This window comes from Peribacillus sp. P4_D6, assembly GCF_056401795.1.
This window is the reverse complement of the sequence record NZ_JBFUIQ010000001.1, coordinates 104,680-117,813: the sequence shown is the minus strand read 5'-3', so window position 1 is coordinate 117,813 and position 13,134 is coordinate 104,680. Positions and strand designations below refer to the sequence as shown.

The following is a 13,134-nucleotide window of genomic DNA, read 5'->3' as shown; positions in this document are numbered from 1 at the left end:
GTGGCCTTTATTAACAAAGGAGGGATTTTTTTGTCTGATAAATCCAAAAAAACAAATGATGAAACGAATGAAACATTAACGAACAGGCAAGGGCACCCGGTAACGAATAACCAGAGTCTAAGAACTGTAGGGAACAGAGGTCCTAGTACACTTGAGAACTATGATTTCCTGGAAAAGATCAGCCACTTCGATAGGGAGCGCATCCCTGAACGGGTTGTGCATGCCCGCGGTGCAGGTGCGCATGGTTATTTCGTTCCGACAGGTAAAGCGGGGGACGAGCCGATTTCAAAATATACGAGAGCGAAGGTTTTTCAGGAAGAAGGTAAAAAAACCCCGGTATTCGTGAGATTTTCATCTGTTATTCATGGAGGGACGTCCCCGGAAACGTTACGTGACCCAAGGGGATTTGCCGTTAAATTTTATACGGAAGATGGAAACTGGGATCTTGTAGGCAATAACTTGAAAATTTTCTTTATCCGTGATGCCATGAAATTCCCGGATTTGATTCATGCATTCAAACCGGATCCGGTCACGAATATTCAGGACGGCAGGAGGATTTTCGATTTTTGCTCGAGTTCGCCTGAAACATTCCATATGGTTACCTTTGTGTTTTCCCCATGGGGCATCCCAGCTAACTACCGCATGATGCAAGGATCAGGGGTCAATACTTATAAATGGGTGAATGAGGAAGGGAAAGCGGTGCTCGTCAAGTATCATTGGGAACCGAAACAAGGGATCAAGAATCTGACGCAGCAAGAGGCCAATGAAATTCAAGCTACGAATTTCAATCATGCCACACAGGATCTATATGAAGCGATCGAACGCGGGGACTATCCGGAATGGGATCTCAACGTACAGATCATGAGTGATGATGATCATCCTGAGTTGGATTTCGATCCGCTGGATGATACGAAGATCTGGCCGAAAGATGAGTTCCCATGGCTGCATGTCGGTACGATGGTATTGAATAAAAACCCTGAAGACTATTTCACTGAAGTCGAACAGGCTGCATTCGGTACCGGTGTCCTAGTGGATGGACTGGATTTTTCTGATGATAAGATGTTACAGGGACGTACATTCTCTTATTCCGATACACAGCGTCACCGTGTTGGCGCGAATTATTTGCAACTGCCGATCAATGCTCCAAAGAAACGAACCGCCACGAATCAGACTGGCGGACAGATGCAATATGAAGTTGGCAGAGGCAGCCAAAGCCCCCACATCAACTACGAACCATCCACTGTCGGCGGCTTGAAGGAAGCCAACCAAACGGGCAAAGAGTATACACCTATGGTGGAAGGGAAACTTGTCCGTGAGACAATCGATCGCCAAAACAATACGAAACAGGCCGGGGAAACGTACCGGGAATTCGAGGATTGGGAAAAAGACGATTTAATTTCCAATTTAGTGGCGGCATTGGCTCCTGCCGACAAGCGCATTCAGGAAAAAATGATAGCACTTGCCGAAGAGGCCGATGAGGAGTATGGCCGCAGGTTGAAAGAGGGACTGGCCGCGGCCTCTGAACATACGGAATCTTCAAAACCACTGGGTGGGACGGATAACTCTGAGGACGCCGTTAGAAAAGGACATGAAGCGGATCCATATTGATTGAACTGAAAAGAAGCAAACTTCCTTATTAAGGGGTTTGCCTCTTTTTTTTATGGGCATAATTAATGGATGTGTGGATGCTCTTCCAAGGATGCCTTTTTAAAATCAAGCAGGAAATTGATTGGCAAAAAACTTCATAATCATTTAAACTGAAACTACTCTATTTTTCTCTTATAAAGGAGATGAAAAAATGATTAAAATTCTTTCTGCCCTTTTCCTTCCTTGTCTACTTGTCATGCTATTTTCAAGAGTCACCTATAACAATGTCGTAGGCCTTGTTTTAACTGTTGCCTTGATTACAGCTTCCGCATATAAAGGTTATACGCATACAAACTTATTGATCATCGTCGATGCCTTATCCCTGACAGTGGGATTTTGGTTATCAAAAAGAATGATGAAACGTACATCCAAGAGCGCCTGACATCAAAGGTGCTTTTTTTGTACTCAAACTTGTCATTCCCCTCAACACATCATGAAGTTCATTAAAACAAAAATCGAATGGATGTTCGCTTATTGCTGGTTTGTTTTAAGGCTATTGTGGTAGAATGTGTATATATGCTTTATTAAACCGGAATAAATAGAAGGGATATAGGCATGTCCCGTTTTCATATAAAAATATTTCAATAGGAGGCCATGCTTGGTGAAGGATAAGTTTGAGTTAGTCTCAAAATACTCTCCTCAAGGAGATCAGCCGGCAGCAATTGAAATGCTGGTCGAAGGGATTAAGGAAGGCAAGGATATGCAGACGCTATTGGGGGCGACGGGTACAGGGAAAACGTTCACCGTTTCCAATGTGATCCAAAAGATCAATAAACCGACTCTTGTCATTGCCCACAATAAAACGTTGGCAGGGCAGCTTTACAGTGAGTTCAAAGAGTTCTTCCCTAATAATGCCGTCGAATACTTCGTTAGCTATTATGATTACTACCAGCCAGAGGCTTATGTTCCATCCACGGATACATTCATCGAAAAAGACGCAAGCATCAATGACGAAATCGATAAATTGCGTCACTCGGCAACATCATCTTTGTTCGAAAGGAAAGATGTCATCATCATTGCCAGTGTTTCGTGCATATATGGACTCGGTTCTCCTGAAGAGTACCGGGAGATGGTCGTTTCCCTCCGAACAGGCATGGAAATAGACCGGAATGCCTTGCTGCACAGACTCGTGGATATTCAATATGAGAGGAATGATATTGCTTTCCAACGGGGGACCTTCCGCGTTCGCGGCGACGTCGTCGAAATTTTCCCGGCCTCTCGTGATGAACATTGTGTACGGGTCGAGTTTTTCGGGGATGAGATTGACCGTATCCGTGAAGTCGATGCCCTGACCGGTGAAATTACCGGTGAACGGGAACATATCGCCATTTTCCCGGCTTCCCACTTCGTAACCCGCGAAGAGAAAATGCGGATAGCCATTCAAAATATCGAAACGGAACTGGAAGAGAGACTGAAGGAATTAAGGGAAGATGAAAAGCTCCTTGAAGCACAGCGCTTGGAGCAGCGGACCCGCTATGATTTGGAAATGATGCGGGAAATGGGCTTTTGTTCTGGGATCGAGAACTATTCCCGCCATTTGACGCTTCGTCCCTCAGGTGCGACACCATACACTTTAATAGATTACTTTCCAGAGGATTTCCTATTGGTCGTGGATGAATCACATGTAACCCTTTCGCAAATTCGCGGAATGTTCAATGGAGATCAGGCGCGGAAGCAAGTGCTCGTCGACCATGGCTTCCGTCTGCCGTCTGCAAAAGATAACCGCCCGCTAAGATTTGAAGAATTTGAAAAAAAGGTCCATCAATCCATATTCGTTTCGGCAACTCCGGGACCATATGAACTTGAACATACACCAGAAATGGTTCAGCAAATCATCCGTCCTACCGGATTGCTGGATCCGACGGTAGAAGTGCGGCCGATTGAAGGGCAGATAGATGACCTGATCGGTGAAATACAGGAGCGCGTCAAAAAGAACGAGCGTGTGCTCATAACGACCTTGACGAAAAAGATGTCTGAAGATTTAACTGATTATTTAAAGGAAATCGGCATCAAGGTCCAATATCTTCATTCGGAAGTGAAGACCTTGGAAAGGATAGAAATCATCCGGGAACTCCGAATGGGCAAATATGATGTACTCGTTGGAATCAACCTTTTAAGGGAAGGCCTGGATATTCCGGAAGTGTCGTTAGTGACCATTCTGGATGCCGATAAGGAAGGGTTCCTTCGCTCGGAACGTTCGCTTATTCAAACGATGGGCCGTGCAGCCCGTAATGCCAACGGCCATGTCATCATGTATGCAGACCGCATCACGAATTCGATGGAAATTGCCATCAATGAAACGAGGCGGCGCCGTGAAATCCAGGAGAAGTATAATGAAGAGCATGGAATAATGCCTCAAACCATTCAAAAGGATATCCGTGACTCCATAAGGGCGACGCATGTAGCCGAAGAAGGCGAAGAGTATAAGGAAGATCTTGCACCAAGCCTTGCGAAGCTCCCTAAAAAAGAGCGTTTAAAAGTGATGGCAAGCATGGAAAAAGAAATGAAGGAAGCGGCAAAGGCACTGGACTTCGAGCGAGCTGCCGAGCTGCGTGATTTATTACTAGAGTTAAAAGCGGAAGGGTGACGAAACATGGCAATGGATAAAATTGTGATAAAAGGCGCCAGGGCCAACAATTTAAAGAATATTGATATCACGATACCGAGAGACAAACTTGTTGTGCTTACCGGATTATCCGGATCTGGAAAGTCTTCCTTGGCTTTTGATACGATTTATGCAGAAGGGCAAAGACGTTATGTAGAATCACTGTCCGCTTATGCTCGTCAATTCTTAGGCCAAGTGGATAAACCGGATGTCGATGCGATCGAAGGTTTGTCACCAGCCATTTCCATAGACCAGAAAACGACCAGTCGGAATCCTCGTTCAACTGTAGGGACTGTTACGGAGATCTATGATTATTTAAGGCTGTTATTTGCACGGGTCGGCAGGCCGACCTGTCCGATCCATAATATTGAAATCACCTCACAAACGATCGAACAGATGGTGGACCGCATTCTTGATTACCCTGAGAGAACCAAGCTTCAAGTATTGGCACCACTCGTCTCAGGCAGAAAAGGGACACATGCGAAGGTTTTGGAGGATGTTAAGAAACAAGGTTATGTCCGCATTCGTGTGAACGGGGAAATGCATGATCTCAGTGAGGAAATCACTCTCGAAAAAAATAAGAAACATTCGATTGAAGTCATCATTGACCGGATCGTCATTAAAGAGGGGATCATGGCCAGGCTTGCAGATTCATTGGAAAGTGCTTTACAGCTTGGCGAAGGCAAAGTCATCATTGACGTAATGGGTGAGGAAGAGCTGCTTTTCAGTGAACATCATGCTTGTCCATACTGCGGATTTTCGATTGAAGAGTTAGAGCCGAGGATGTTTTCCTTCAATAGCCCGTTCGGGGCCTGTCCGGATTGTGATGGCTTGGGGGCGAGGCTTGAGGTGGACCGTGATCTCGTCATCCCGAATAACGAATTAAGCCTCCGTCAACATGCGATTGCGCCATGGGAGCCGACGAGTTCTCAATATTATCCTCAGCTCCTTGAAGCGGTAGCCAACCATTATGGAATAGATATGGATGTGCCCGTTAAAGACTTACCGGAAGAGAAGATGGATAAGGTCTTGCTTGGTTCAGGTAAAGATAAGATATATTTCCGTTATAAAAATGATTTTGGAAGAGTGCAAGAAGGCTATATTCCTTTTGAAGGAGTTTTAAGAAACATCGAAAGGCGCTTCAAGGAGACGAGTTCAGACTATATTCGTGAGCAAATGCAGAAATACATGTCAGAACATCACTGTCCAACCTGTAAGGGTCACCGTTTGAAGAAAGAGAGTCTTTCCGTGCTCATTCAAGGGGTCCATATAAGTGAAACGACAGCTTTATCAGTGGAAGATGCATTAGTATTTTTCGATGAGCTTGATTTGACTGAAAAGGAAGCGGCAATTGCGAGATTGATTTTACGTGAAATTCGTGAGCGGCTCGGTTTCCTGGCTAATGTAGGTTTGGAATATTTGACGTTGAGCAGGGCAGCGGGAACATTATCCGGCGGTGAAGCGCAGCGTATAAGATTGGCGACGCAGATCGGTTCCCGTTTAACGGGAGTCCTCTATATTTTGGATGAACCTTCAATAGGGCTGCATCAGAGGGATAACGACCGTTTGATCGAAACATTGAAGAATATGCGCGAAATCGGGAACACCCTGATTGTTGTCGAGCATGATGAAGATACGATGATTGCTGCGGATTATTTGATTGATGTTGGTCCAGGAGCCGGAGCGCATGGAGGGGAAATAGTGGCCGCCGGTACTCCGGAAGAGGTCATGAATGATCCTAAATCCTTAACGGGTCAATATTTGGCAGGGAAGAAATTCATTCCATTGCCATTGGAACGCCGGAAAAATGATGGCCGTGTCATTGAGATAAAAGGTGCCAAGGAAAATAATCTGAAAAACGTTAATGTGAAATTCCCACTTGGGGTCTTTACAGCCGTTACAGGAGTATCTGGATCAGGGAAAAGTACATTAGTGAATGAAATCCTCCATAAATCTTTGGCTCAAAAGCTGAATCGGGCAAAAGCCAGACCAGGTGATTTCCGCGAGATTAAGGGAGTTGAGCATTTAGATAAAGTCATTGATATTGACCAATCACCAATTGGCAGGACCCCACGATCGAATCCAGCTACCTATACGGGTGTATTCGATGATGTTCGTGACGTATTTGCCTCGACTAATGAAGCGAAGATACGCGGTTATAAAAAAGGCAGGTTCAGTTTCAATGTGAAGGGCGGCCGCTGTGAAGCATGCCGAGGTGATGGCATTATCAAGATTGAAATGCATTTTCTCCCAGATGTATATGTCCCATGTGAAATCTGTCATGGTAAGCGTTATAACCGGGAAACACTTGAAGTGAAATATAAAGGGAAAAATATATCCGACATCCTCGATATGACAGTCGAGGAAGGTGTTAGTTTCTTTGAAAATATCCCAAAAATCAAACGGAAGCTACAAACGATTTATGACGTTGGTTTGGGTTACATCAAGCTTGGACAGCCTGCCACCACTTTATCAGGCGGTGAAGCGCAAAGGGTGAAACTCGCTTCTGAATTGCATCGCCGTTCCACTGGGCGCTCATTTTATATCTTGGATGAACCGACTACCGGACTTCATGTACACGATATAGCAAGGCTGCTCCAGGTGCTTCAGCGGCTGGTTGACAATGGGGATACAGTTTTGGTGATCGAACATAATCTGGATGTCATCAAGACGGCGGACCATATTATTGACCTGGGACCGGAAGGCGGAGATAAGGGCGGTACGATCGTCACTTATGGAACACCTGAAAAAATATGTGAAGTTTCCGAATCGTATACGGGAAAATACTTAAAACCTGTACTTACCCGTGATCAAATTCGTATGGAAAATTGGATTGAAGAAAAAGAAACAGAGCATGAACATGCTTAAAAGAACAAGCCATCAGGCTTGTTTTTTTGTAGAAAAATGACGGTGTGCATTTAATCAATCATTTGATTAAAGAATGGGAAAACAAGATATTTCCGGGGAAATCAAACATCTACTTTTTCGGAAATTGTCATTTTCGTTTGTCGAATGATGGGAAAAACGGTATTTATGAAACTTTTTAGATATCTAGGCGTATGTATGAATAAAATGATAGAAGAAAGCGAGGAATGTTCATGCAGGAGGAAAGAAAGAAAATTTTAGAAATGATTCAGGATGGAAAGTTATCAGCGGAAGAAGCCATGGGCCTATTGGAAGAATTAGATAAAGCCAGTCAGGAAAGTGAAGCTAAAGAGCAGAAATTGCAAAATGAATTATCGACGGTAGTCGTGGATAAGAAAAGCGAAGGAAGCAATCAGGATACGTTTAAGAAGAATATCCAGTCATCGAAAGAAAAGATTATGGATTTCGTTGAAAGTGCTTTTAAGAAAATCAAAGAAACGGATCTTGATTTCAATTTCGGGAAATCTGTGGAGGTCAGTCATATTTTCCAGCATGATCAAGATTTCCTGAATGTAGTTGATGTAGATATAGCAAATGGGAAAATGAAAATCGCCGCATGGGACCATGATGATGTCCGGGTGGAATGCCAAGCTAAGGTATACCGTGTGGAAGATATAGAAGAAGCCAGGAAAAACTTTTTGGAAGAAGTCGATTTCACGATTGAAAATGGAAAGTTGAAGTTCAAGGTTCGTGAAAAATCCATAAAGGTTGATACGACCATGTACATTCCAAGAAAGGAATATGAGGACATTCATGTAAGGATGTTCAATGGCGCAATCACGGCTGAATCATTGAAATCAGAGAACTTTAAAGCGAAAACGGCGAATGGTGCCATTCATATCATGCAGGGTACGGGTGATTTCTGTGAGCTTGAAACTGGTAACGGGATGATCACCATTTCAGATACCAATTTTAATGACTTGGAAGCCGAGACCTTGAATGGAGCAATTAATGCCGATGGGTACTTCAAGAAATTGGATGTCCAAACGTTCAATGGTGAAGTCATCTGTACGAATTCAGGAATGGATTGCGATTCGATCCATGCTAAGTCAGTCACTGGAAAAGTCCAGCTGACCCTGCCTCCAGGCAAGGCGATCGAAGGAGAGTTGAAATCCAATTTAGGAAGCTTTAATGTAACTTTGGAAGGGATGACCATCATCGAAGAGAAAAGTGATGTGGTTCAGAAGGTCCTTAAGTTCAAGACGGTTAAAGAAGAGGTTCCTGTGCTTCATGTTTTTGCAGAAACGAAGACTGCAGCAATAACGGTTTCCTGAAAAGGGAAGTTCACTGGCGGCGCAAAATGCAGGCAAACTCGATGGAAAACGAGTTTGCCTGCATTTTTTTATGGATTGTTCAAAATTTAATAATAAGGTTGATTGGAGAGGGAGGTACGAAACTCCTGCGGGAAAAGCGCGTCTAGGGGAGACCCCGCGGGCGCAAGCCGAGGAGGCTCCACGACCGCCTCTGGATAAGCGAGTGACTGGAGTGGAAATCAACATGCAATTTTAGCGAAACCACACCTAAGGGGGTGCTTGGAGTTGGTTCGGGAATATCATTTGATGAAAGGTACGTTTTCCTATCCCTTTCGTCTCCAAAGTGAGCCGGCCAATATAAAATGGCGGGCTTTCTTTTATTTATGTTCATCCTCATCTCTTTCCTGTTCACGTGGCCAATCCGTGCGGAGTGAATAAAAAAACGATAAATCGATAATGCATTGTTTGGTTATTAACAGAAAAATGCTAAAATAGAAAAAGTATCTCAAAAAATAGCATCGCTCCAGAAGGAGGAAAGATATATGGCAAAAGTCCGTACAAAGGATATAGTAGAAGCGTTCGGTCTAGAACTTATCAGTGGGGAAGAAGGAATTAACCGACCGATCGTCACGAGTGATTTATCTCGTCCCGGACTTGAAATAGCCGGTTTTTTTGATTATTATCCAGCAGATCGAGTACAGCTTTTAGGTATGACGGAGATGTCCTTTTTTAATCGGTTGAATGAACCGGATCGAATACAGAGGATGGAAGAGTTGTGCCGGGACTTCACTCCAGGCATCATCATTACGCGTGGTCAGGAAGTGCCGATAGAATTGATCGAAGCTTCTGAGCGGGAATCCGTTCCTGTGATGAGATCCAATATGAAGACGACAAGGTTATACAGCCGTCTGACCAATTTCCTTGAAAGCAGGTTGGCGCCAACCACTGCCGTTCATGGTGTATTGGTGGATATCTATGGTTTAGGTGTGTTGATCACCGGTAAAAGCGGAGTCGGTAAAAGTGAGACAGCCCTGGAATTAGTGAAACGGGGTCATCGTCTTGTAGCCGATGACTGCGTCGAAATCAGGCAGGAAGATCAAGATACACTAGTCGGGAATGCCCCGGATTTAATCGAACATCTTCTTGAAATTAGGGGATTGGGAATCATAAATGTAATGACACTTTTTGGAGCTGGTGCAGTCCGCAGCAATAAAAAGATCTCAATCGTCATCAATCTGGAACTATGGGAAAAAAATAAGCAGTATGACCGGGTTGGCCTTGATGAAGAGAAAATGAAAATCATCGATACGGAAGTGACGAAAATTACCGTACCTGTCCGTCCAGGGCGAAATTTAGCTGTTATCATTGAAGTGGCAGCCATGAATTACCGCCTGAAACGAATGGGAGTAAATGCTGCAGAACAGTTTTCAGATCGCTTGAACCATGCCATTGCAGATCCGGAACATGATGAATTTTAAAAGGTTATAGGAAAAGAGGGGACAAAATGGAACAAGGAATACAGCCGCTGAATCCGATAGCGATTGATCTAGGGCCCATCCAGGTACATTGGTATGGGCTAATCATCGGTTTCGGTGTGTTATTGGGACTTATTATCGCATTAAGGGAGTCTGAGCGAAGAGGTCTTGATAAGGAAATATTTACTGATTTGATTTTGTTTGCTGTCCCGATCGCGATCATTAGTGCCCGTATTTATTATGTGATCTTCCAATGGGAGTACTATTCACAAAACCCGGGGGATATCATAAAAATATGGAATGGCGGAATTGCCATACATGGTGCGTTGATCGGATCGGTGCTGACTGCAATCGTTTTTGCAAAGGTCAAGAAGGTCTCATTTTGGAAGCTGGTGGATATTGCTGCACCGAGCTTATTGTTGGGGCAGGCGATTGGCCGTTGGGGTAATTTCATGAATCAGGAAGCGCATGGGGGAGAAGTAACAAGGTCATTCCTTGAAAATATGCATTTGCCTGAATTCATCATAAATCAAATGTACATAAACGGTACGTATTATCACCCGACCTTTTTGTATGAATCGATTTGGAATATCCTCGGAGTCATAATTCTCTTAAGTTTACGGAAAGTGAACTTGCGCAGGGGGGAACTGTTTTTAACCTATGTAATATGGTATTCCATCGGACGTTATTTCATCGAAGGATTGCGGACGGACAGTTTGATGCTGACGGAGTCACTGCGTATCGCACAAGTGATTTCGATAGTGTTGGTAGTTGTAGCGATTGCTTTAGTGGTCTATAGAAGGGTCCGCGGGCATGCAGACAAGAGATATTTAGATGCATAGGTAAGATGTGAAAAGGGAGAGGGCATAGTGATAGTAGATTCGGTTAAAAAGGGACTTCTTTCAGGCTTGAATACAACCTGGTCTTTGGGGAAAGTGATATTTCCGGTTACTCTGATCGTCACTGTGCTTCAATATACGCCTGTATTGCCGTTCATCATCAACTTGATAGCGCCTTTGATGAATCTCATCGGTCTTCCAGGGGATGCTGCAATTCCTCTTGTATTAGGGAATTTCCTGAATTTATACGCAGCGATTGCTGGCATATTAACGCTTGATTTGACTGTGAAAGAAGTTTTTATCATCGCTATGATGCTATCTTTTTCACATAATTTATTGATTGAGTCAGGTGTGGCGATGAAAACCGGTGTCAAGCTGTGGGTCATTCTAACAGTACGGATCGGGCTTGCGCTTTTGTCCGCGGTCGTCATCAATCTTGTTTGGCAGGGCGGATCTGAAATGGCCCAAGGAACGGCTATCGGGGAGGCTGCAGAGATTAACGGAACGGGAGCAATCCTTTTGCATGGGGTCATCCAGGCCCTTTCAGGAATTGGCCAGCTGGCGGTCATCGTTATTCCGCTCATGGTGGCGGTTCAAATCATGAAGGATTTAAAGTGGCTGGAAGCCTTCTCGAAGACCCTTGCTCCTTTCATGAAGGTCCTGGGGATGAAGCCGAATGCTTCCATGCCTTTCGTTACAGGCCTGACTCTCGGTTTGGCATATGGCGCAGGCGTAATGATTCAAGCGGCTAAAGAGGATAATGTTTCGAAGAAGGATATGACGATTGCATTCATCTTTTTAGTTGCCTGCCATGCTGTTGTAGAAGACACACTGATTTTTATTCCGCTGGGGATTCCGGTCTTGCCGCTGTTACTTATTCGGCTGCTCACTGCCATTGTTTTAACGATGGTCGTTGCGTATATATGGAATCGGACTGATAGGGTACAGAGAAAGGAAGCTGTATATGAACAGTAACATAACTACATTATTATTTGATCTTGATGGTACGTTGATTAATACAAATGAATTGATCATCGCCTCTTTTACAGAAACTTTAAACCACTTTTGTCCTGGAAAGTACAAGCGGGAAGATATCATTCCATTTATCGGACCGACTTTGGTCGATACGTTTTCTTCCATTGATCCAAAACGTGTGGATGAAATGATCGCATACTATCGGGAGCATAATTGGAGGAACCATGATTTGCTTGTCACACAATTTGACGGGGTGTTCGAAACCGTTCAAACGCTGAAGCAGAGCGGTTATAAATTGGCAGTCGTTACGACAAAGAAGCGTGATGTCGTCGAAAAGGGCCTGCGTTTAAGCAAACTGGATCAGTTCTTTGAAGTGGTGGTCACACTGGATGAGGTGGAAAAGGCAAAGCCGGACCCAGAGCCTTTGGTAAAAGCTTTACATCAACTCGGTTCGGTCCCTGAAGAAGCGATCATGATTGGCGACAGTTATCATGATATCATGGGCGGGAAAAATACAGGTACAAAAACGGCAGGGGTCTCCTGGTCCATTAAAGGCCGTGAATTCCTGGAAAGCTATCACCCTGATTATATGCTTGAGCAGATGGCGGATTTATTGAATATCGTTGAGATTGAAAAACTCACGGAGGCTAGAAAAAAATGAGGCGCACGTCCCGCTATCCAGTTGAAGGGGCCAATTCACTATGGCATGTATTTAAGACCGTTCCATTCTGGAAAGTCGTCAAGAATTTTGTGGTGATACAGATAGCGCGTTACACGCCTTTTCTGGGCATGAAGAATTGGCTATACAGGACTTTTTTACATATGAAGGTCGGGAAGCATACTTCGTTTGCCTTGATGGTCATGCCGGATGTGATGTTTCCGGAAAAAATATCGGTCGGAATAAATACTGTCATTGGCTATAATACGACGATCCTTGCTCATGAATATTTGATTCATGAATATCGTTTAGGAGAAGTAGTCATTGGCGATGAAGTATTGATTGGCGCGAATTCGACCATTCTTCCAGGACTTTCAATTGGTAATGGGGCGATTGTCTCTGCGGGGACGCTTGTCCATAAGGATGTTCCGGAGGGAGCTTTCGTTGGGGGGAATCCAATGAAAATCATATATACCAAAGAGGAAATGCTTGAGAGAGAGCAGCAAACTTCCTTATGATAAAAGAAAGGACTTGCCCCAATATGCGGCAGGTCCTTTTTTAATGGCATTTTGGGTATAACGGAGTCAGTTCATTCTTTAGATGCTCTATCACTTCGTTGATTGATATATTTTCCTGGTTCACCGTCGCTTCATACGTTTCTTTTATAATTTGAAAAAACCTTTCCTGTGCCTGTTTTTCCATATTGAGCTTGTCCTCCTATCATCTAGTAAAGGTTTATGAAGAGGGAGCTGAACGA

General features: G+C 44.1%; 11 protein-coding genes. 10 read left to right on the top strand and 1 reads right to left on the bottom strand.

All coding sequences use genetic code 11. The annotated features are described in order from the left end of the window. The first annotated feature begins 24 nt into the window (after window positions 1–24). The 10 genes from AC1DVB_RS00555 to AC1DVB_RS00510 all read left to right on the top strand — a co-directional run bounded on the left by AC1DVB_RS00555 (window position 25) and on the right by AC1DVB_RS00510 (window position 12,895). On the top strand, window positions 25–1,608 hold the full coding sequence (locus AC1DVB_RS00555) for a catalase (protein ID WP_430755841.1): 1,584 nt from the start codon (window positions 25–27) through the stop codon (window positions 1,606–1,608). Between the two features lie 190 nt (window positions 1,609–1,798). Next, window positions 1,799–2,029, top strand: a complete 231-nt coding sequence (locus tag AC1DVB_RS00550) for a CsbA family protein (protein ID WP_034309928.1) — start codon at window positions 1,799–1,801, stop codon at window positions 2,027–2,029. 219 nt (window positions 2,030–2,248) lie between these two features. Beyond that, on the top strand, window positions 2,249–4,234 hold the full coding sequence (gene uvrB / locus AC1DVB_RS00545) for an excinuclease ABC subunit UvrB (protein WP_057278303.1): 1,986 nt from the start codon (window positions 2,249–2,251) through the stop codon (window positions 4,232–4,234). Window positions 4,235–4,240: 6 nt separating this feature from the next. Beyond that, window positions 4,241–7,120 carry an excinuclease ABC subunit UvrA gene (uvrA, locus tag AC1DVB_RS00540; RefSeq protein ID WP_034309930.1) on the top strand — a complete coding sequence of 960 codons (2,880 nt, stop codon included), beginning with the start codon at window positions 4,241–4,243 and terminating at the stop codon, window positions 7,118–7,120. Between the two features lie 230 nt (window positions 7,121–7,350). Further along, window positions 7,351–8,451 (top strand): DUF4097 family beta strand repeat-containing protein, encoded by a 1,101-nt coding sequence (locus tag AC1DVB_RS00535; RefSeq protein ID WP_034311618.1) that lies wholly within the window; start codon window positions 7,351–7,353, stop codon window positions 8,449–8,451. 521 nt (window positions 8,452–8,972) lie between these two features. After that, window positions 8,973–9,908, top strand: coding sequence for an HPr(Ser) kinase/phosphatase (gene hprK, locus AC1DVB_RS00530; RefSeq protein ID WP_034309933.1), 936 nt, complete (start codon window positions 8,973–8,975; stop codon window positions 9,906–9,908). A 26-nt stretch (window positions 9,909–9,934) separates the two neighbouring features. Further along, window positions 9,935–10,747, top strand: coding sequence for a prolipoprotein diacylglyceryl transferase (gene lgt / locus AC1DVB_RS00525; protein WP_057278121.1), 813 nt, complete (start codon window positions 9,935–9,937; stop codon window positions 10,745–10,747). Window positions 10,748–10,774: 27 nt separating this feature from the next. After that, window positions 10,775–11,719 carry a nucleoside recognition domain-containing protein gene (locus tag AC1DVB_RS00520; protein WP_095679205.1) on the top strand — a complete coding sequence of 315 codons (945 nt, stop codon included), beginning with the start codon at window positions 10,775–10,777 and terminating at the stop codon, window positions 11,717–11,719. Beyond that, window positions 11,709–12,380 carry a pyrophosphatase PpaX gene (ppaX, locus tag AC1DVB_RS00515; protein ID WP_095679206.1) on the top strand — a complete coding sequence of 224 codons (672 nt, stop codon included), beginning with the start codon at window positions 11,709–11,711 and terminating at the stop codon, window positions 12,378–12,380. Before AC1DVB_RS00520 ends, ppaX begins: the two co-directional genes overlap by 11 nt. Then, the gene (locus AC1DVB_RS00510; RefSeq protein ID WP_034309938.1) at window positions 12,377–12,895 is read left to right on the top strand and encodes an acyltransferase; all 519 of its coding nucleotides are present in this window, start codon (window positions 12,377–12,379) and stop codon (window positions 12,893–12,895) included. Before ppaX ends, AC1DVB_RS00510 begins: the two co-directional genes overlap by 4 nt. A gap of 40 nt (window positions 12,896–12,935) precedes the next feature. On the opposite strand, the gene AC1DVB_RS00505 is transcribed toward AC1DVB_RS00510, so the two are convergent. Further along, entirely contained in the window at window positions 12,936–13,079 is a 144-nt protein-coding gene (locus AC1DVB_RS00505) for a YwzD family small protein (RefSeq protein WP_454861945.1), read from the bottom strand. Between the last annotated feature and the right edge of the window lie 55 nt (window positions 13,080–13,134).